We start from the raw sequence: 20,921 nt of genomic DNA, 5'->3' as shown, positions 1-20,921 counted from the left end.
ACCATGGCGCCTGCGCGATGCCTTCGCGCGCCGGCGACTACCATCTCTGAAGGTTCTTAGGGAGGAATAATGACTATCATCCGCAAACTCGCCGCTTGCGCGGTCGCTCTGGGGGCTCTGGGTACGGCGACCGCCGTCATTGCAGAGGACAAGCCGACCATCGTTACCGTGGTGAAGGTGACTGGTGAAAACTGGTTCACGCGCATGGAAGAAGGCGTCGTTGCCTATGGCAAAGACAATGCCGGCGTCACCACAAGCCAGATCGGACCGGCCAAGGCCGACGCCGCACAGCAGGCCCGCCTGATCGAGGATCTGGTTGCCAAGAAGGTCAGCGCCATTGCTGTCGTTCCGATGGACGCCTCAGCGCTCGAAGGCGTGCTGAAGCGCGCCGCCCAGCGCGGCATCAAGGTGATCACCCACGAAGCCGACAGCATGAAGAACACGATGGTCGACATCGAAGCCTTCGACAACAAGGTGTTCGGTGCACGTTTCAACGAAAAGATCGCCGAATGCATGGGCAAGTCCGGCAAGTGGACGTCTTTCGTTGGCTCGCTTGGCAGCCTGACCCATGTCCAGTGGGCTGACGGTGGCGCCGAGAATGCCCAGAAGTACCCGGAAATGGAGCTGGTATCTGAGAAGAACGAATCCTTCAACGATGCCAACAAGGCCTACGAAAAGGCGCGCGAAATCCTGCGCAAATACCCCGACATCAAGGGCTTCCAGGGTGGATCGGCCGTCGACGTGATCGGTATTGGCCGCGCTGTCGAAGAAGCCGGCCTGCAGGACAAGACCTGCGTGTTCGGTATCGGCCTGCCGAAGGACACCGGTTCTTATCTCGAATCGGGTGCGGTTGATGGCATCAGCTTCTGGGATCCGAAGGACGCCGGTTTCGTGATGAACAAGGTCGCCGACATGGTTCTGAAGGGTGAAGAGATCAAGGATGGCATGGACCTCGGTGTCCCGGGCTATGAAAAGGTCGCCGTCAAGAAGGGCGCTGGCGAAGGCGTGATCCTGGTTGGCCAGGCCTGGGTCGATGTTAACAAGTCGAACTACGCGCAGTACCCGTTCTGATCGAACGCTGATTGTGCAACGCCGGGCTTCATGACGAAGTCCGGCGTTGTCCATCGCGTGTTCAGAGAGTGTCTCTTCAGCAGGATCGTACCATGCAGCTCAAGTCTACGGACGCCTCCCATCCCGATGCCGGGCTATCGAAAGCAGCGATCCCGTTTCTGGAAATCCGTGACGCGCATAAGAGCTTTGGCGGTGTCCGGGCTCTGAAAGGTGTCAGTTTTGTCATCGAACCCGGCCAGATCTATCATCTCATGGGGGAGAATGGCTGTGGCAAGAGCACGCTGATTAAAATTCTCTCCGGCGCACAGCCGGCGGACCAGGGGGAGTTGCTGATCGATGGAAAGCCGGTGGGCAAGCTGACGCCGGTGGCGGCGCTGGCTGCCGGCATCGAGACCGTCTATCAGGACCTGTCGCTGCTCCCTAATCTCTCCGTTGCTGAAAATGTCGGCCTTACCCAGCAGTTGGTTGCCTCCGGCGGAAAGCTCGCGCGCCGTCTCGATCTTGGCAAGATGCGCCAGACTGCACAACGGGCGTTGATAGCCGTCAACCTGCCGACAGACCGGTTGTTCCTTTCAACGCGCACCGACGAGCTGCCGATTGCGACGCGCCAGCTGATTGCGATCGCACGGGCCATCGCGTCCGATGCCCGTCTCGTCATCATGGACGAGCCGACCACTGCGCTGACCAAACGCGAGGTGGACAACCTCATCGGCGTGGTCGATCGCCTGCGTGCCAAGGGTGTCGCAGTGCTGTTCGTCACCCACAAGCTGGACGAATGCAAGTCGATCGGCGGCCGCGCTGTGATCATGCGTGATGGCCTGAAGGTCGCCGAATGCGACGTTGCAGACCATAGCAAGACGGAACTTGCCTTCTGGATGACCGGCAAGATCTTGGACGAGGCGCGCTATCGCGACAAGCCAGTATTCGGGGACGATCTCTTGGCTGTCGACAACCTGTCGCGGCGAGACGCTTTCACGGATATCTCCTTTTCACTGCGGCGTGGTGAAATCATCGGGATCACCGGTCTCCTCGACTCAGGCCGCAATGAGCTTGCGCTGGCCATGGCGGGCGTCATTCCCGCCGACACGGGCCGCATCCGGCTTGATGGCGCCGACGTGACACCGAAGACACCTGCCGAGGCTATCGCTGCGGGCATCGGCTATGTGCCGGAAGACCGGCTTTCAGAAGGATTGTTTCTGGAAAAATCCATCCAGGAAAACATCGTCATGCCGGTACTGGACCGGCTTCGCAACGCATTCGGCATCGTCGATGGGCGCCGCAGCCGCGCACTGGCGGAGCGCACGATCGCCGATCTGCAGGTGGCGACGCCGGATGTTGCCAATCGGGTTCAGTCCTTGTCCGGGGGCAATCAGCAACGTGTCCTGATCGGCCGGTGGCTGACGATCAATCCGAAGCTGTTGATCCTGCATGGGCCGACCGTCGGTGTCGATGTGGGATCCAAGGATACGATCTTCCGGATCATTCAGCGGCTCGCGGATGAAGGTATGGGCGTCGTGATCATCAGCGACGACCTGCCGGAGCTTCTACAGAACTGCGACCGGATCATGGTGATGTGCAAGGGCAGGGTGGTCGAAACCTTCGAGGCCGAAGGCCTTGTCGAGGAGACGCTTTACCGCGCGCTGGTTCAAGAGACTGCAAGGACAAGGCAATGACGGACGTGACTTCACCTACAACCGTACCGGCACCAACCGGTAAGCCGTCTGCTGCCGGCATCTGGCATTGGCTGCTGCGTCATCCGCCGGTCTTCACCATGATCATGATCGTGCTGGTCTGCGTGGTCGTCGGCTCCATCAACCCGGATTTCTGGCAGGTCGCGAACCTGTTCGATATCCTGCGCGCATCCACGGTACGCGGCCTGTTCGCGCTGGGCGTGCTGGTGGTGCTGGCGTCGGGCGGCATCGATGTTTCCTTCACCGCCATTGCCGCCTTCGTGATGTATTCCATCACCATGCTGGTGACCAACTGGATGCCGGACATGCCAATGCCGGTCATACTGGTGCTTGCCGCCGCCGGCGGCGCCGGTTTCGGCGCCCTCAATGGACTTCTTGTTCATTCGCTGCGGGCGCCGTCGCTCATCGTGACCATCGGCACGCAATATGTGATCCGCAGTTTCCTGCTGACCTTTGTCGGCACCGCGTTGTTCATGAACATTCCGGTTTCGATGGAAGCCTTCGGCAAGATGGCGCTGTTTACCCATCACAGCGCCAATGGCACGATTTCCGTGCTCCCGGCGTCGGTGCTCGTCCTGCTCGTCGCCGCCGTGCTCACTTGGTGGATTCTGCAGCGAACGCTGATCGGCCGCGCTGTTTACGCGGTTGGTGGCAGTCCCGGCATCGCGGAGCGTCTCGGCTACAATCTGCGCGTCGTTCACGTCTTCGTCTTTGCCTATGCGGGGCTTCTGGCTGGCGTTGCCGGGATCATGCACGTTTCGAGCAACCGCCTGGCCAACCCTTTTGACCTTGCCGGGACTGAACTTGAAATCATTGCTGCCGTTGTTCTCGGCGGAGCGCGGATCACTGGCGGCTCCGGAAGCGTCATCGGCACGATGCTGGGTGTCGTGCTGATCACTCTGGTCAGCAACGTCCTGATCCTCGTCGGGATTCCCAGCACATGGCAGCTTGCGATCGTCGGCGTCTTCATCGTTCTTGCCGGCACCGTGTTTTCGCTGCGCCCCAGGCGCTGAATGACTGAGATGCGCACGGTTCCCGAGGTCCGTGGGCAAGACAGGGAACCCCTCGGGCAACAGATTTTCATTAGGGAGTTTGAGTGCATGGTGCACGACGTATCCGTAATCGGACTTTATATTCTCGATATTCTCGGCCGGCCGGTCGATCGCATTCCGGCGGGGGGCAATGTCGAGTTCATCGACGAGATTCGCCTGACTGTCGCCGGTACTGCCGGTGGGACGGTGGTGGATCTGGCAAAGCTCGGGCTCAATTGCCTGGCTGTCGGCGCCGTCGGCGACGATGAAAAAGCGGATTTCGTGCTGGCGACGCTGGATCGTTTTGGTGTCGACCGAAGCGAAATGCAGCGCATTCCGGGCGTGCCGACATCTGCGAGTATCCTCAATATTCGCCGCAATGGCGAGAGGCCTGCCCTGCACGTGCGCGGGGCCTCCGGTCATTTTGAAATTCCAGACGAAGCACGCGAACGCGTGCTTGCGCCGCCGATCGTCCATCTCGGTGGCACAGGCCTGCTCGACCGGCTCGACGGCGAGCCGAGCCGTATCCTGCTGGAAGAAGCCAAGCGGTACGGCCGGACTGTAACATTCGATCTTTTGGGCGCGAGCGAGAAGACCTTGCCGCTCATCCGTCCGCTTTTCCCCTATATCGATTACTTCATGCCATCAGTCGAAGAGGCGTTCCTGATTTCCGGGCAGAAGACCGCTGAGGATGCCGGACGCTTTTTCGCCGATCTCGGCGTCAAGCATTGCGTCTTTACCATGGGCGGTGATGGTGTCTGCTTTATGGACGCAGGCCAGGCCTGCCTGAAGCTTCCGGCCTTCGAGATCGATGTCGTCGATACCACCGGCTGCGGTGACGCCTTCAATGCTGGCTTCATTGCCGGCTTGCATCACAAGATGGATACGGAAACCGCGATGCGGTTTGCACAGGCGTCCGCAGCACTCGTCGCCACAGGCCTTGGATCAGACGCCGGCATCGTCTCATTCGAAGGTACCTGGGATTTCATGAAGACCGCCCGCGTCAAGAGCAATTGACGGCGCGCGATTACTAGGTGATCCGCACTGCCCGCCGTTTCCTGATGGAGCGGCGGGCGGGCTTCTATTCTATTCCAGAAGCATTTCCGCCGTGGTGATATCCGTTACTAGGTGCGTGGCAAAACCACCCTTCAGCGTCGCGCGGATCGCCGGAACCTTGAAGGCACCGCCGGCAACACAGAGACGGCGGGGAACCTGCGCCAGTTCGTTCAATTCGATCCCCACCATGCGATCATCGAGTTCACCGGTCACCGGATTGCCATCCGCATCGATGAAACGGCAGATCAGCACGGCAACGGCGCCATTTGCCTCATAAAGGTCGATGTCTTCCTGACTTGCAATATTGGCAGAGCGCATCAGGGTCTGGGGACCGATGTCGCCGACACCGAACAGGATGAGATTGGCCGAGTGAATAAGCTCGAACTGCTTAACGAGCACCGGCTCGGCCAGGAGTTGTTGTTTCAAGGCCGGTGTCGAGAGCAGGGCAGGTGCCAAAAGGTTGACGCAGCGCGCATGGATGCGATTGGACATCAACGAGGTGCAGAACTCGGGCGAAAAGTCCGGATTGCCAATGGAGCTTCCCGACACCTGGACGACGGTCAGTCCCGCCAACGGTTCCGGCAAGGAAATATAATCCGCGACTGCAAGAACGGTCTGTCCCCAGGCGACGCCGATCGTATCGCCCTCCTGGACCATGTCGGCCAGAAGACGCGCGCCTGCTTCCCCGAGACGCTGGACGAGGGGTGTGGCATCCGCAGCCGGGATGACCAGTGCCCCTTCGAGGCCGAACTTCTCTTTCAGGCGCCGGGCAATGCCGGTACGGCTGCCAACCTCGGTGTTGACCCGGATGGAGACGAGGCCACGCTCGCGGGCTTCCTGCAGGAAGTTGACGATGGTCGCCCTTGAGACGCCGATCATCTTGGCGATATCGCTCTGTGTCAGCTGGTCCACATAATAGAGCCACGCCGCCCAGACCACAGCATCGTCGAACTCGGCGGGGAGAACCACGCTCTCTCCGATCGATCGGTTTGCACGCGCAGCATCCATCATTCCATCGCTCCGCTGGATTGTCCTCTGTCTCTCCTCGCCCCGGCGGGTGGTGTTTGTCAAACAAATTTATGGTGCGTGTTGACAAAAGACACCATGCGGTGCCATTTGTCTTGAAGAGGGTATTGGGAGACGCCAGAATGCGATTGATAACGATGGTGGTCGAGAGCGGGCCGTTCGGCGATGCCGCTTGCGGCACTTTCGATCCACTGGCGTCGTCCTTGTCTCCCATACTCACATCGTTGCGGTGACTGTCTCAGCCGTAGCACCGCAGCAGATTTCACTTTTCCATACCCTGCGCGACAGATCGAACCGCGCGGTCAGCACAGGAGCCTTGCATGAAGTCCAGATGGTCAGACACAGAATTCACGCGCGTCGTCGACGCCTATGTTGCGGCCGGCGTCAATCGCGATCTTGCCATCCGGACCTATACGACCCGTCTTCTCGGCTGTGATCCGGAACTGGTTCTGCACGGCGGCGGCAACACGTCGGTCAAGACGACGTTCATCGAGATGGATGGTACCGAGGTTCCCGTTCTGTGTGTCAAGGGCAGCGGGTGGGATATGGGAACGATCGAGCCGGCGGGCTTGCCTGCTGTTCGTCTTGAACCGCTTCAGGCGATGGTGAAATTCCCTACGTTGAGCGACGACGACATGGTCATGCTGCAGCGCCGGTTGCTGATGAATCCGGCCGCGCCCAACCCTTCCGTCGAGGCGATCCTGCATGCAAACCTGCCGTTCCGGCATATCGATCACACCCATGCCAACGCAATCGTGTCCCTGACCAACCAGCCGCACGGCGAAGACCTGGTGCGCGAACTGTTCCCGGATGCGATCATCGTTCCCTACGTGATGCCGGGCTTCGATCTTGCCAAGGCCTGCGACGAAGCGTTCCGGGCCAATCCCGGCGGCGATGGCATGATCCTTTTGAAACACGGCATTTTCAGCTGGTCGGATGATCCGCGCGAATCCTATGAGAAGATGATTGCCGCGATCGACAAGGCCGAGCGCCGTATCGCGCGGGGCAATCCCCGTCCGTTTACCGTCGTGAAGCAGCCGGAGGCTCTCGCTTCTGCGGCGGAAATCGCCCCGGCCCTTCGCGGGGCCATTGCCATCGACACAGGCGTCGAAGGTCTACCGCGCCGTTTCGTGCTGGAACATCGCGCTACACCGGATGTCATCGACTTCTGCAATGCGGCTAACGTTTCGGACCTGGTTCGCCGTGGTAATGCGACGCCTGAGCATGTCATCCACATCAAGCGGTTCGGCGTTGCGCTGCCCGCTCCCGTTGCCGGTGATATGGCCGCGTGGACCGCAGGGGTGCATGAGGCGGTCGCCGCCTACAAGGCCGAGTACAAAGCCTATTTCGAGCGCAACAATGCACGCGTTGGCGGTCACAAGCGCATGCTGGACCCGATGCCACGGGTCTTCTATGTCGCGGGTGTTGGTCTGTTTGCCGCTGGTCCAACCAAGAAGGCAAGCCGGGTGGGTGCTGATGTCGCCGAGGCGACGATCAATGTCATCCGCAACGCCGAAGGCATCGAAAGCTTCGAAGCGCTGTCAGAGGAACATCTGTTCGACATCGAGTACTGGTCGTTGGAGCAGGTCAAGCTTGCTAAACAGGCGGAAAAGCCCCTGACCCGGCAGGTGGCCGTGATTACCGGCGGTGCGGGTGGTCTCGGTCTATCGATCGCCGAGGCACTGCATGCCGAAGGAGCTGAAATTGCTCTGCTCGATCTGGCCGAGGATGCCTTGAAAACGGAAGCCAAGCGGTTGGGCGGTATTGGCCTTGTCTGTGATGTGACCAAGCCTGAAGAGGTGGATGCGGCCCTTGCCAAAGTCGCCGCCCATTTTGGCGGTATCGATATCGTCATCTCGAATGCCGGCGCTGCGTTCCAGGGCGCGATGGCCGATGTCAGCGACGAAGTGTTCGAGAAAGCGTTCTCATTGAATTTCTGGGGACATCATTATATGGCGCGTGGCGCCGTGCGGATCATGAAGGCGCAGGGGACCGGTGGCGCTCTTGTCTTCAACGTCTCGAAGCAAGCAGTCAATCCAGGCCCGGATTTCGGCCCCTACGGTACATCGAAGGCAGCCCTGATGGCACTGATGCGGCAGTATGCCGTCGAACATGGTGCCGACGGTATCACCTCCAATGCGGTCAATGCCGATCGCATCCGCACCGGCCTGATGACCGACCAGATGGTTGAGGATCGCAGCCGCGCGCGCGGCATGACACCGGAAACCTATATGCGGGGCAATCTTGTCCAGCGTGAGGTGACCGGCAGTGATGTCGCGGCAGCTTTCGTCCATCTCGCCAAGGCTCGCACCAGCACCGGCGCGGTCATCACCGTCGATGGCGGCAATGTCGCCGCCATGATGCGGTAGTTCGCAACCCGCTTTGCGACAGCCTAGCCGCGATCATCCTGCACGCCGGCCGGCTTCCGATCTTCGGGTGCCTGCCGGCGTCTCTAACCTCACAACGTCGTCCATCTCCACAACTACCTATAAATTGAACTCCCCGACAAATCTGCCGGGACTTGCGTCTCGTTATGAAACATACAATATGCATATATTCCAAATTGGAGCTGGACAATGGAGAACGATCAGGCCGCGGCATTCTGGACGCCGTCGATCCGCAAGGCTGACGGGCCGGTTTACCTCGCGATTGCGGATGCGCTTTCTGCGGATATCCTGTCAGGGCGGCTTGCCGAGGGCTCGCGTTTGCCACCGCAGCGTGCCTTGGCAGACGCGCTAAAAATCGACTTTACGACGGTCAGCCGGGCATATTCGGAGGCTCGTAAACGCGGGCTTGTCGAGGGCAGGGTGGGGCAGGGCACCTATGTCAAGGCAAAGCGCCTCAGTGCCAGTCGCCGCCCATCCAGTGGCCTTGTTGACATGAGCATGAACCTGCCGCCTCGGTTCGATGATCCGGGCCTCGTTGCACGCATGTGGGATGGGATCAGTGACGTGCAGGCAGCGGGTGGCATTGATCTTCTGATGCGCTATCAGGAGGCGGGTGGCGCCGCGAGGGATCGGGAGGCGGGCGCGTTTTGGCTTGCGTCCCGGCTTGAAGGCGTGACGCCAGACCGCATCCTGGTTTGCCCCGGCGCCCAGTGTGCAATGCTTGCGATAGCCGGCGTCCTTGCTGCGCCGGGGGAAGGCATCTGCGTCGAAGCCCTAACATATCCCGGCTTTCGATCTGCTGCAGCCCATCTGCGGATCGAGTTGATTGGCGTTCCGACTGACGAGGATGGTCTCATCCCCGAAGCGTTTGAAAAAATATGCGAGACGCAAAAACCGAAGGCTCTGTATTGCACTCCAACGCTCCAGAACCCGACAACGGCCACTTTGCCGCTTGCCAGGCGCCTCGCTCTCTTGGAGATCGCTCGCCGATTTCACGTGCCGATCATTGAGGATGATGCTTACGGCGCGCTGCCTGTTGATCCTCTGCCGCCGCTGGCGGCGTTAGCGCCGGACCTTGTCTATCATATCGCCGGCCTTGCTAAGTGTATCGCGCCTGCTTTGCGCATAGCCTACCTTGTTGCTCCCGATGGCCGTGCGGCGTCCCGGCTTGTCGGAGCGGTGCGCGCCACGGCGTCCATGGCCTCGCCTTTGACTGCCGGCATTGCCTCACGTTGGATCGAGCACGGTATCGCCGACGCTGTGCTCGCCGCAATACGAACCGAAACGAAATCCCGGTATCTCATCGCAAAAAGCATCCTCCCGCTAGAGCACACCTGCGCCGACCCGGAAGCCTTCCACGTTTGGCTGACACTCACAACTCCATGGACGCGAGGCGAATTCGCGTCGCGGCTGCGTTCGGTTGGAATTGGCGTGGTCGCGAGCGACGCTTTCGCGTTGGCTTCCCCTCCCGAGGCTGTCCGGTTGGGGCTTGGCGCCCCTGAAACCCGGGAAGAACTCACGCAGAGCCTGCGGATCATCGCGGACTTGCTCAGCCAATCTCCTGCCACCTCGTCGATGGTGGTGTGATTGACGCAGGCGAACTAGTTGTCCTCGAAAAATGCATACATATCTTGACAATTATGCATTCATTGATGCATACAATAAACCATCATTTAGATGCAAAGCCCAGCCTCCTGATGAGGTCTTACAAGAATGCCCCTTCAGGCTGCTCGAGATGCACATAAACTCTTGATCACCTTCCGTGAAAGGAAAGCGCAATGTCCACAGAACAACAATGGCCGCCTCTGCTTCCGATCCAGACAGGATTGAGAGGGCGCTGCCCGCGCTGTGGACAAGGCCACATTTTCCAAGGGTTCCTTACCATGCGGAAGAAATGCGAGGCTTGCGGGCTCGACTACTCCTTCGCGGACCCTGCCGATGGCCCCGCGTTTTTCATCATGATGTTTGCCTGCATTCCAAGCACCGTTTTCGCGCTTTGGCTCCAGATAACGTATGAGCCCGCATGGTGGGTACATCTGATCACCACAGGCCCACTTATGCTTTTAACGTGCATACCCCCGTTAAGACCGGTCAAAGGCTGGTTGATCGCTAGCCAATATTTCCACAAAGCGCAAGAAGGCTCGATCGATTGGGGATGGCATGAGGAGAATGCAAAACGAAAGATCGAGGAACGCTAGGACAGGGGCTGACTGGGCCATCTCGGGGCGTATCATTTCGTAAGAGACGAGAATACTTCGCTCCAACAGCATTTCCTTGGGCAAGTAGGGATCCAAAGAGAACCCGAATGCCCAAGATTAGAGCCCGCCAACAACATCACGCGGGCTCGATTTACGATCGGAATTCAAGAGTAACCGGAATGTAAGCTTTCTCGGCCAACTCTTAGTCTCTCTGGACTCGGAAGTCGCGTGATGCCGCCGCGATGGGAAAGTGCCGATGCTACCGATCGATGTCATCGTTTCGCGATCCGCTCCTCGTTATTGGCAGGAGGTGGTTGTCCGCCGGCTTCAGGCGGAGGGGCATGATGTCGCCGTGCTGCAGCAGGTCGGCCCCATGGGTTGGCCCCCCGTGGTGAATGCAACTTTGGCTCTTGAGCGCCGTCTTTTTCGCCGGGCCACCCGGCACCTTGCTGCTCCCCAACCGGAAATTCCGGCAAGCCCCCGCAGCCGCGTTGCGGCCCTGCGGCTGGATCTTGCGGGCAATGCCGCGCCGTCAGACGTCTCCACCATCCGGCTTACCTTCGACGGATCCCCTTTCGACCTTTCCGCAGCCTTGGCGGTGGCGGCGGGGAATTTGTCGGTGATTGAGGCCATTCTGAATCATAAGACCGTGGTCGGGCGGGCGTGGCCGATGATTGACAGGCGGGAATCCGCAGCATTGGGCATCGAGGATGTCCTCGCCCGCGCGATAACGTTGACTGTTTCAGTCGTCCGCGCCTTTACCGAAGGCCGGCTCGTTGGTGGGGAACGTGCGCCTGCAACGATCCAGAACGGCAATGGCTCAGCAATGCAGTTCGTTGCTGCCTATATGACCAAATCCTTGATGCGGTTTGGCCGGGAAGCCTTTAGGCGTGCGCGCTTCCGTCACGCCCATTGGCGTATCGGCTACCGCTTTACCGATGGACCTGGAGTGGCTGAAACAGGCCGGCTCGGGTCTGGCTGGTCGGTTTTGCCGGATGCCGGCGATCGCTTCTATGCGGATCCTTTTCCTTTTCAGTGGCAGGGCCGCTCCTTCGTGTTCGTTGAAGATTATGTCCATGCCGTTGGCAAGGCGGTGATTTCGGTTGTGCCGTTCGGACCCGACGGGACCCCGCAAGAGCCGCGCGTGGTGCTGGAGGAGCCGCACCATCTTTCCTATCCGCAGGTATTCGAGCGCGATGGCGCGATCTGGATGCTGCCGGAGGCAAGCTCAGGCGGCAAGCTTATACTCTACCGGGCTGTAGAGTTTCCCGATCGCTGGGTTGCAGAGAGCGTACTCATCGAGGGCGAGATCTCCGATGCGACGCTTCTCGATCATGGGGGGCTGCTTTGGCTCTTTGCCACGAACCGCGATGGCTATGGCAGCACCTCTGATACCCTTGTGGTTTTCTACGCATCGGCGCTCACCGGGCCGTGGAAGCCGCATCCGCTCAACCCGATCCTCATCGACCGCCGCATGGCGCGTCCAGGAGGGGCTTTCGTTCAGGACCGGGAGCATCGGATTTTCCTGCCGGTCCAGGACGGGACGCTCGGTTATGGCGGTGGGCTCGGGCTCTCCGAATTGCTGACGCTGGACGTGCACACGGTGCAGTTGGGCGAGCCTCGGCCAATTGTCGCGGATGGTGACTGGCCCTATCCGCGGATCCACACTCTGAACCACGCGGGCGGACTGGAAGTGATTGACGGGATTGCCGCTGTACCGAAGGTTTCAAGAAACAAGTAACGCCTCGTAGCCTGCGCACATCCTTGCAGGTGAGTATTGCTCCTTCAGCCGCCGCCCCGCCGCCGCAAGTCTGACGCCAAGCTCTGGCTTCGCAATGATGCTGGCAAGCCCCTCGGCAATGCCTTGAGCGTCGGCCTCGACGAAAAGCGCTGCGGGTTCGCCGTCCTCCGTTGTCAGCACTTCCTGCAATACGCCAAGGTTGCTCGATACGACCGGCAGTCCGGAAATGGCGGCCTCGACGGCGGCGAGGCCGAACGTTTCCGTTGCCGAGGAAAATGCGTAGGCATCGCCCGCCGCCAGAAACTCGAAAATGCGCTCTGGAGGAACCTCGCCCACCAGATGCAACCGATCTGCCACGTTTCGGCTTTTGGCAAAGGCGATAAGCGCGTCCCACTCTGGTCCCGTGCCGGCGATGGCTAGGTGGATCTCGGGCAGGTGAGCAAGTGCACCGACAAGTGCGATCTGGTTCTTTGAAGGCGCCAGCCGGCCGGACGAAACGGCAAGCCAAACTTGCGGGGGCAGGCCGAATGCGGCCCGGGCCGCCATCTTGTCGAATTTTTCCAAAGGCGCGGCAACACCATGGTCAATGCGCAGGATCCGCTTGCGATAGGCTTGCGGGTAGCGATCAAACTGGGCCTTGGTCCACGCTGAGTTAACGACATTTGTGTGGTAAAGTCCGAGCACACCCATCAGCTTGTCGATCTGCGTCAGCACCCCTCTGACACCGTTCGTCTGCGGCGCTCCGCTCTGGTTTGCGACGATCGGCCGGATACCCGCCAGCCGTGCGCCGATCGTGCCAAAGATATTGCCATAGTGTTGGAAGGTGATGACGGCATCCGGCCGTGACCTGCGTAGATAGCCCGCCAGTCCGATAGCTGCCCGTGCCTGCCCCGGCAATCCCTTCGGGGGCTCGGCGAGGATGAAATCGGCATAGGGATCGCGGTCGTAGATGTCGGTCTTACGGTACATGAACACGGTGCGAACCTCGTGGCCCCGCGCACGAAGCCCTTCACCCACCATGTCAGAAACACGTTGAGAACCAGCGGCCTCCGCCTGTGTCTGCACCTGGATGATTTTCACGGGCGGCCTCTCAAAGCGGACGGATGGCAAGTTCGTCTTTCCCGGCGAGAAGGCCAAAGATTGACGGGTTGATACCTATTCTTCGCCGGGCGATGAACACTGCGATGACGCACCATACAATGATGGTGCCCGCGATGCTGAGCGCCGCGCCGATGGGTCCAAAAAGATAAGTCAGTGCGGCCGTTGCACCGAGCCCCAGTGTGTTGACGACAATGAGCAGTTTGAAAAGCGCATCCTGCAGGCCGGTCAATTGCAGAAGGATTTCGGTCGGGCCGCAAGCCGTTCCGACCGTTGCGCCAATGCCGAAGATGATGAGCGTCGCGTGCATCGTTGGTGTGGCATAAGCGGGGTCGAAGATCGACAGGATCATATTTCCGAACACGACAAATGTCGCCAGCACGCAAACAGCAATGGCAAAGCCGCCGAGGGCAGCGAGGCTGGTGATGCGCTGCACATGTGACCTGTCGCCGCTGTAGAAGGCATTTGATATTTGCGGCGCCAGCGCTTGATTGATCCCGTTGAGCGCGAGCACCACCAGCCGCATGGTCCGGTCGGCAACGAAGATCGCGCCGGCAGCTTCGGGGCCTAGGATTGCGGCAACAAGCAGCGTCGTTGCCTGGCCGAGCGCCGGCGGCAGAGCCGTGACGCCCCAAACGCCAAGCGTTACGGTCTTGAACTCTTCCTTCTGTTTTTCGCTGAGCGGGCCGCGCTTGGCACGGGCTGTGTCGCGGAGCAGGAGAACGGTCTGTGGAACGATCGAAAGCAGCAGTAGCCCGGCCGTCAGGTAGATCGCCTCGACGGCGCTCATCTCGACATGCATGAAGCGCGCTGCGAAAAAAGCCGCCAAGGTCGCAGCGCGCCATATGATGTCGCGTGGCAAAAGGCCGGCGACGAGCTTGTTTTTGGCGCGGAAGGCGCATGACGTGAATTCCGACCAGCCAAGGGCGAAAGCCAGAACAGTCGTGGCCGCACAGAGTGACCGCCATTCCGGTACGTCGCTACCAATGATTGGCAGAAAACCGGCCCCCATAATCAGCAGGCTGAAAACGGTAAGTCCGGCCAAAGCAACAACAATGGCGCGAGCCATCAGGCCATTGGCTGAGTTGAGATCATTGTTCCCGGCATATTGCGGCCAAAACCGCAATACGGTGCTGTGCTGGCCGACCAGGGAGAAGAAGGACACAAGACTGGCTCCGGCATAGGCGGCGCTGTAGAGGCCGAATTGCCGCACGTCGGTAACCGTTGCCACCGCCACGAACATGAGAAACGACAGACCCGCGCTGGCAAGCTTGATGAAGGCTGCAACGGCACCGCTTTTGGCGAGCGCACCGACAGACATGCGCCCGCCGGCTGCCGGGTCAGCCGATCCGGCGAGCGGTATCTTGTCGTCGTTTAAATTGTCAACCAACTCTGCAATCCTGAGATGAAATGATCCTAGCCTGGCGGCCGGGACCCTCACAGTGCAACATGTCTCTAAATAGCGCAAAACCAGGTGATCGCGCCACAATGAACTCGCGGCATGGTTACTGGCGGCGGCAAATATCGCGCGACCTATGGGTGCAATCTTAACGGATAGCTAACATTGCTCGTTAATAATAAAGCGGACGACCTGTAACCCGCGGTTGCGCAGAGGAAGAGGATGAAGCCATTTAACATTGATGAGCGCACCCTTCCGCCATTGTTTGATTTGGGTGCGGTCTGGAACATCCTCTGGCAACGCCGAATGATGGTGATGGCAAGCGTCGGGGCGATGCTTCTGTTGACGCTGCTTTATCTTGCCGTGACGAAGCCGAGCTATACGGCGACAGCCTCGATATTGATTGATCCACGCGATTCACACGCAACCGATTTCAACAGTGTTCTTCCCGGGATAGGGACGGACAGTGCTGCCATCGCAAGCCAGGTTTTCGTGATTGATTCGCGTGACTTGCTTATGGAGGTCCTGGAAAGCGAAGGGATCGAGAGCGATCCCGAATTTTCAAATCCTGGCCTCCTGTCGTTCCTCTGGGCCTCAGGAGCCGTCGAGAAAGATTCCATCTTCAAGCGCTTTGAACGCCGGGTCTCGGTGGAGCGGGCGGGGCTGACCTATGTCATCAATGTCAGCTTTATGTCCGAGTTCTCCGACAAGGCCGCACGCATCGCCAACGCCATCGTTGACCGCTACAGAGCGAGTCTTTCCGGAGAAAGAGAAACCGCAAATAGCGATGTGAACTCGCTGCTTGCCGACAAGATCAGCGGCCTTCAGAAAAACGTCAGCGATGCCGAGCGCACCGTTGGTGATTTCAAAATTGAACATCAGATCCTGGACCCTGCCGCCGGAGGTACACTGCAGTCTCAGATCGATCAGGTAACCGACCAGTTGATCGCGGCCAGGGGCGATGCCGATAGAGCGAAGGATAAATATGATCAGGCACTGGCAGCAGGGACTGTCCCAGCCGACCTCAGCAAGCTTTCGGAAATACTGTCTTCCAGCACGACTGACAAACTGCGCGATGATTACAACAAGCGCGCAGCGGAGCTTGCCAATTACGAAACCGTGTACCAACCCCGCCATCCGACGATCCGGCGGCTGCGGTCCGAATTGGGCAGGACCGAAGAACTCATGGCTGCAGAGGCAACCCGGATTACCCGTGAGCTGAACGCAAAATATGATCTGGCGGTACAAAATGTCACGACGCTACAAGCGAAACTTGATGCTTTACGACAGCAGTCGAAAAGCTCGGATGCCGCGCAGGTGCAGTTGCGGCGGCTGGAAGCCAGAACACAAGCGGCCCGCTCCGTACTGGACGATTTTCTGAAACGCGCCGAGGAGACGTCCCAGTTGCAAGGTCTCCAGCGGTCCGAGGCGCGGGTGATCAGTATGGCCGCTGCCCCGGTGCAACCGACATGGCCGAAACCGTTTCTGCTCTTGCCGGTAAGCGCTGTTCTGGGCCTTATCGCCGGATGTGGTCTTGCTCTGGTGAATGGACCGATCCGTCAACCGCAAGATGGCTCCCCATCGCCCATAAGGGGACGCCGGCAGACGATTGAAACACTAAAGGACAGTGGCGCTGCCATATCGCGGCCGGAGCCTGTGCCCGTCAACTTTGGGGAGTACCGCTTGCCCGCCCGCGCGAGTTCCGGGGCGAATTCCTGCGTCAGGGCGATAAGAAGACGTCTTTTCCAAGCGGGAAGCGAAACCTTCTCGCGGGACTTGCTGCAGCTCTTGCGGCAGATAATTCTCCACCTGACCGAGCATCCCAAACCCTATGTGCTCCTGGTATCCTCTATTCAAAACCCTTTCGAAGCAAAACTTGCCGCCGTCATGATCGGAATAGGTTTCCAAGAGACCGGCCAGAAAGTGCTTATGGTCGAGTTCGACGGTTTGGCGCAACGCGGCACCGGCGTGTTCGTCAATGGCGCAAGCGGCCTCCAGACCATCGTGTACCATACCGCTACGGGCAAGGGAGCCTATGATCGCTCACCCGTAGATGACATTCTGGCCGACGCCGGGACGTTCGATTTTTTGCTCATGATAGCCCCGTCCATCACCGGCAGCGGCTGGGATTCGGCGCTTCTCGCGAATGCGGATCTTTCGTTGTTCGCGCTCGGGCCATCGGAAGACGTTGCTGAAGCGACCAGCCTTTTGCGACAACATCTCGACGCTGACCAAATCCGGCGGAGCGCAACGCTTGTCATCGCGCCCGAGGTTGTAGGGGCAGGCGAAAGCAAGATGAAGCGCCATATCCAGCCGACCGGGGACGACGAGTGGAGCCCAAGCGTCGTTGAAAGGCATGGTTGATGATGCCGGTGAATAGCCGACGTCCATCGATGGCCATGTCACGCCGGGACGCCCTTGCGCTTGCAGGTTGCTCCCTGTTGACGGCGCTTTCCCTTCCCTTACCGGGTTTGGCACAGGTGGCGAGGGGGCGGGCCGTTCCGTCGCGCGGCTTCAATCTGCCGGGCTGGTTTGACCGCAAGGACGGACTTGCTCCGAGCGAGGCGGTGCTTGAAAAGTTGCGCCAGACAGGCTTCGAAACGGTTCGGTTGCCGGTAAACGATACCCTCATATCGGCCGGCGATACGGCCGGGCTCCGTCATATCCATGATGGAGTGACGGCACTCGTCCGGCAGGGCTTTGATGTTATTGTGGATATGCATCCCTCCGCCGATCTTCACGCGGCCTTGCGAGACGATTTCGACACCGGAGCTGGGAGGACAATCCAAGCGTGGACGACCCTTCGCGACATCATCGCCGATCTGCCGGCGAGCTCTGTTTATCCGGAACTCCTCAATGAGCCGCCGATGGGACGCGCGGCGTGGCTCCCCTTGCGGGACCGGCTTGCGGAAACCGTGCGATCCAAATGTCCGCTTCACACGCTGATATGGGGGCCTGCCCCTTCCCAAGGTATCTGGGAGCTCACTGATACGCCGCCCCTTGCCGACGACAACCAGATCGTTGCCATTCATTTCTATGCACCGATTGCCTTTACGCATCAATGTCAGACCTGGGACACATCGCCGCTTGCACGCATCGCCAACCTGCCTTTTCCGGCAACCAGGGAAACGCCGCTCGTCCGCGAGCGTATTGCCGAGCTGCGGGCGGCCGGAGATGAGCAGGCGGCAGCCATGATCGAAGAGCAATTGTCGATCCCATGGACGCAAGCCTCGATCGCGTCCGAGTTTGCCGGGCTGGCGCGCTGGTCTGTGACACACGGCTGTCCGGTGATTCTGAACGAGTTCGGCGTGCTCAATTTTTGCGTGGATGCCGAAAGCCGCACGTCCTGGGTTCGCGCCGTGCGCCAAGTGGCCGAGGCGAGCCAGATCGGCTGGACCTATTGGGAGCTCGATCAGGGGTTCGGCTTCATTCAGAGCCGACAGAGCACCGAAGGGTTCGATCACGCGATGATCGCCGCCCTGTTCGAGACGGATGGCGGAGGTTGACATGTATGCAGGATATCCCGTCGCAATATCCTTTGCGGAAATCGAAGGGGCCCGGAGATGAACGTCACGGGCGTGCCGATCAGGTTCGGCGCAAGAGATCTGAGGCTGACGCACACCGACGCACTCTTTGATCTGTGCGTTGCTTTCCTCGCTGTCGTCGCGGCTGTTTCTGCTTTTGCAGTCTGGACGCCATTCGGGATCGTTGCAACGTTCCTCCTGACGTTGATTCTTACAGTCGCGCTGCCTGCAAGTATGCCCGTTATTATCGCTTGCGCCTTTCTATACCAGAACCTTGTGGTCGCCTGGTTCACGCCTTTTGTCCCCGATGACAATACGTTCGACGCGCTGCGTGGTGCCAATTTCGTCATCCTGATGACTGCTTTTGGCATTTTCCTCATGGCTTCGTTTCAATATCGAGTGCGCGCCTTGACCGAGTTACGCCCCTGGCTGCTGTTCAGTTTCGTACTATGCGGAACAGTGTGCTTCTATTTCGCCCTTGGGGTCCTGAACGGAGGCCCCAAGGACGCTGTCATCTATTTCCGCAATACGATCACGCCGCTGGCCTGTTTCCACATCGCCGTCCTTGCCGCCAGCCTCTATCCGATCGACTTGCGCAAAAGCATATTCTGGCTGTGCGTTGGTGCGATCGTCTACGGCTATCTGGAGCAGATCTTCAGGATGGACTTCCTCAGCCTGTTCCACGGCGACCTTTACATTCAACGTGGCCTCAAGGAGCAGATTGAGGCGGGCGTATGGGAAAAGGCGCTGAGGGAAACGGGATTCGTGCTCCGCGGCCTTGAAGATACGATGATGACGACCTTCTTCAATACGCGGTTTTTCAGCGACCTCGTCCCTCCCATCTTCCGCAATGGCGGCCCGAACTTTCATCCAATCAGCTATGCGTATGGCTTGAGCATCATGTCGGCCTGGCTTCTCTTCAAGGGGCGCTGGCTGCTGCCCATCGCAGCATTGCCCCTGCTTCTTGTGGTCGGTTCAAAGGGGGCCACATTCATGCTGGTCGTCGCGCTTGGCGCCCGTCTGATCTATCGGCCGTCCCGCGCCGAACTGACGCTCATCGCCGTGGTCGCATTAGCTGTGAGCTGGACGACGGTAGCCGTTGTTTATGGGGCAACGCATGGCGACTATCATGTTCTGGGTCTGATTGCGGGTGTTCGCGAATTTCTGTCCAACCCCCTTGGGCAAGGACTGGGATTGGGTGGGAACTTGTCCAGCACCAGCGCCAACCTCGATTGGGGCCGGGCCCAGGGAGAGGGCGTTGCCTCGGTCCCCGTCGAGAGCGCCGTCGGCGTCATGCTCTATCAAATGGGGATCGGCAGTTTTGTCTTTTTCGGTTTTCTGGCGGCGCTCGCCGCAACGGCGCGCAAGCAGCTGATAGAGACGGGTGAGCCCGACTTCCTGTTTGCCTTCGTTGTCATCGTCACGGTCTCGGCCAATGCCGTATTGCAGGAGGAGGCTTTCTTCTCCCCCCTTGCTCTCGGCTTTTGTCTGATCCTTGTCGGTGTCGCGTTGGGCACGCGCTGGCGGGAAGTGGCAATGGCAAGGGGCCACTCGAACGACTGAACACGGCAAGAGCCGCAGGTGAATAGTCCTTCGAGCGTCCTCACCCGCTCTCCGATCACCGCGCCCGTTTGCGCAGCAGGCGCCCTGAGAACACTGTCCAGAGCACATTCCAGTCCATCCCGCGCAAGACTGCTTATTCGTTCTGCATTCAGGAGCCGAATATGACAAACTCGGTGAATGCGAGGTCTCCAAGTGAAGGCGGTTTCGGGCCTTTGAAATATTTCGGGCCGCTCTCCCCAAAGTACCGGCCCGCCAGACCGGGGACCGGCTCGTTGGCATCGACGACACACAGCAGGATTCCTTTTCGCAGGAGAAAGCGGCCGATTGGACCAGCGCAATGGCTCAGTTCCAGAGCGGAACGGCAATAGATGACCTGACTACAGGGAAGCAGACCATGAAATACGCGGCGCGTCTTAAATACGAACGGAAAAGCTCGACCGTCGGAAACGCAAACCAACGAACGGCAACCGAGTGCCGAGTGCTCCAGGAGGATGCCTCGTTCGCTGTCGGACAGCAGCATCAATTCGGGGAGACCGGGCCGAACTTCCAGCACCCGGTATGGCCGTCGAACCGAACCCAAGGCAGGCAGGAAGGCAAACTGACCGTTGGAGTAGCGGCGGAAACCGAGGGCTTCGTTGATCTTCATCGTTTCGGGTGCTGGTGAAACGTTGATATAGGTCACATTCTTTCGCCTGAGCGCCGCAATGACCATCTTTCCAGCGTAGGGTCGAAATTCCTCGTCGACAGCCCAGCTTGAAAGGTTGCAGCGAATTTCTTCGCCCTCCTGCCCTGGCCGGGAATAGTAGAGCGCCAGCAAAACACCGACAATCCGCCCCTCCATGGCCAGAGCAAAGCCATAGCGCGGGAAGTCGGCGATCGCAGACCGTTGCGCCATACGGGCAAGAGCCCTCACCCAGTGGCTCGGGTGACGTTGCGGAAAACCTCTGCCAAGACACTCGACGACACCTTCCCAATCATCCTCATGAATCGGTCGACAGGCGAGGCCTGGGGGGAATGCACCTAAAACAGCCATAATCAACTCCAAGATATTATTGATAAAGTGGTGGTTTCTGCCTGATTCAACGTGTGCTGCCGTCCGCGAATGTCCCAGTGAGGCCGGCGATATCGCTTTCGGT

At 59.4% G+C, this 20,921-nt stretch carries 15 protein-coding genes; 11 read left to right on the top strand and 4 right to left on the bottom strand.

Annotated features, from left to right (window positions below; genetic code table 11):
• The first annotated feature begins 69 nt into the window (after nt 1-69).
• The 4 genes from ACQY8Q_RS04800 (at nt 70) to ACQY8Q_RS04785 (ending at nt 4,810) form a co-directional block, all read left to right on the top strand.
• Complete coding sequence (locus ACQY8Q_RS04800) at nt 70-1,071, top strand: substrate-binding domain-containing protein (RefSeq protein WP_428425182.1); 1,002 nt, start codon at nt 70-72, stop codon at nt 1,069-1,071.
• A 92-nt stretch (nt 1,072-1,163) separates the two neighbouring features.
• A complete protein-coding gene (locus tag ACQY8Q_RS04795) occupies nt 1,164-2,744 on the top strand; it encodes a sugar ABC transporter ATP-binding protein (protein ID WP_428425180.1) in 1,581 nt (526 codons plus the stop codon).
• Nucleotides 2,741-3,775, top strand: a complete 1,035-nt coding sequence (locus ACQY8Q_RS04790; protein WP_428425178.1) for an ABC transporter permease — start codon at nt 2,741-2,743, stop codon at nt 3,773-3,775. The genes ACQY8Q_RS04795 and ACQY8Q_RS04790 overlap by 4 nt, the downstream gene beginning before the upstream one ends.
• Nucleotides 3,776-3,862: 87 nt before the next feature.
• Nucleotides 3,863-4,810, top strand: coding sequence for a carbohydrate kinase family protein (locus tag ACQY8Q_RS04785; protein WP_428425176.1), 948 nt, complete (start codon nt 3,863-3,865; stop codon nt 4,808-4,810).
• A gap of 69 nt (nt 4,811-4,879) precedes the next feature.
• On the opposite strand, the gene ACQY8Q_RS04780 is transcribed toward ACQY8Q_RS04785, so the two are convergent.
• A complete protein-coding gene (locus ACQY8Q_RS04780) occupies nt 4,880-5,860 on the bottom strand; it encodes a sugar-binding transcriptional regulator (protein ID WP_428425174.1) in 981 nt (326 codons plus the stop codon).
• 335 nt (nt 5,861-6,195) lie between these two features.
• On the opposite strand from ACQY8Q_RS04780, the gene ACQY8Q_RS04775 reads away from it, so the two are divergent.
• The 4 genes from ACQY8Q_RS04775 to ACQY8Q_RS04760 all read left to right on the top strand — a co-directional run bounded on the left by ACQY8Q_RS04775 (nt 6,196) and on the right by ACQY8Q_RS04760 (nt 12,201).
• Entirely contained in the window at nt 6,196-8,244 is a 2,049-nt protein-coding gene (locus ACQY8Q_RS04775; RefSeq protein WP_428425172.1) for a bifunctional aldolase/short-chain dehydrogenase, read from the top strand.
• A 207-nt stretch (nt 8,245-8,451) separates the two neighbouring features.
• The gene (locus ACQY8Q_RS04770) at nt 8,452-9,849 is read left to right on the top strand and encodes a PLP-dependent aminotransferase family protein (RefSeq protein WP_428425170.1); all 1,398 of its coding nucleotides are present in this window, start codon (nt 8,452-8,454) and stop codon (nt 9,847-9,849) included.
• 191 nt (nt 9,850-10,040) lie between these two features.
• Nucleotides 10,041-10,460, top strand: coding sequence for a DUF983 domain-containing protein (locus ACQY8Q_RS04765; RefSeq protein WP_428425168.1), 420 nt, complete (start codon nt 10,041-10,043; stop codon nt 10,458-10,460).
• A gap of 256 nt (nt 10,461-10,716) precedes the next feature.
• Nucleotides 10,717-12,201: a glucosamine inositolphosphorylceramide transferase family protein gene (locus tag ACQY8Q_RS04760; RefSeq protein ID WP_428425166.1), complete on the top strand. Its 1,485-nt coding sequence runs from the start codon at nt 10,717-10,719 to the stop codon at nt 12,199-12,201.
• Here ACQY8Q_RS04760 and ACQY8Q_RS04755 read toward each other — a convergent pair.
• Nucleotides 12,187-13,281, bottom strand: a complete 1,095-nt coding sequence (locus ACQY8Q_RS04755) for a glycosyltransferase family 4 protein (protein ID WP_428425162.1) — start codon at nt 13,279-13,281, stop codon at nt 12,187-12,189. The two genes, ACQY8Q_RS04760 and ACQY8Q_RS04755, sit on opposite strands and share 15 nt — an antisense overlap.
• Nucleotides 13,282-13,291: 10 nt before the next feature.
• Nucleotides 13,292-14,689 carry a lipopolysaccharide biosynthesis protein gene (locus ACQY8Q_RS04750; protein ID WP_428425160.1) on the bottom strand — a complete coding sequence of 466 codons (1,398 nt, stop codon included), beginning with the start codon at nt 14,687-14,689 and terminating at the stop codon, nt 13,292-13,294.
• Nucleotides 14,690-14,920: 231 nt separating this feature from the next.
• On the opposite strand from ACQY8Q_RS04750, the gene ACQY8Q_RS04745 reads away from it, so the two are divergent.
• The 3 genes from ACQY8Q_RS04745 to ACQY8Q_RS04735 are packed head-to-tail and all read left to right on the top strand — an operon-like array spanning nt 14,921 to nt 19,785.
• Nucleotides 14,921-17,062 carry a GumC family protein gene (locus ACQY8Q_RS04745; protein WP_428425158.1) on the top strand — a complete coding sequence of 714 codons (2,142 nt, stop codon included), beginning with the start codon at nt 14,921-14,923 and terminating at the stop codon, nt 17,060-17,062.
• 29 nt (nt 17,063-17,091) lie between these two features.
• On the top strand, nt 17,092-18,204 hold the full coding sequence (locus ACQY8Q_RS04740; RefSeq protein ID WP_428425156.1) for a glycoside hydrolase family 5 protein: 1,113 nt from the start codon (nt 17,092-17,094) through the stop codon (nt 18,202-18,204).
• Nucleotides 18,205-18,261: 57 nt separating this feature from the next.
• The gene (locus ACQY8Q_RS04735; protein WP_428425154.1) at nt 18,262-19,785 is read left to right on the top strand and encodes a hypothetical protein; all 1,524 of its coding nucleotides are present in this window, start codon (nt 18,262-18,264) and stop codon (nt 19,783-19,785) included.
• 148 nt (nt 19,786-19,933) lie between these two features.
• Here the strand turns inward: ACQY8Q_RS04735 and ACQY8Q_RS04730 are convergent, their stop codons facing one another.
• Nucleotides 19,934-20,818 (bottom strand): hypothetical protein, encoded by an 885-nt coding sequence (locus ACQY8Q_RS04730; RefSeq protein WP_428425152.1) that lies wholly within the window; start codon nt 20,816-20,818, stop codon nt 19,934-19,936.
• Nucleotides 20,819-20,921 lie beyond the last annotated feature (103 nt).

The sequence above is a fragment of the Pararhizobium sp. genome (assembly GCF_965279435.1).
In the GTDB taxonomy this organism is placed as follows: domain Bacteria; phylum Pseudomonadota; class Alphaproteobacteria; order Rhizobiales; family Rhizobiaceae; genus Pararhizobium.
The sequence above is the reverse complement of the archived record's forward strand: the minus strand, read 5'-3'. Positions and strand labels throughout refer to the sequence as shown.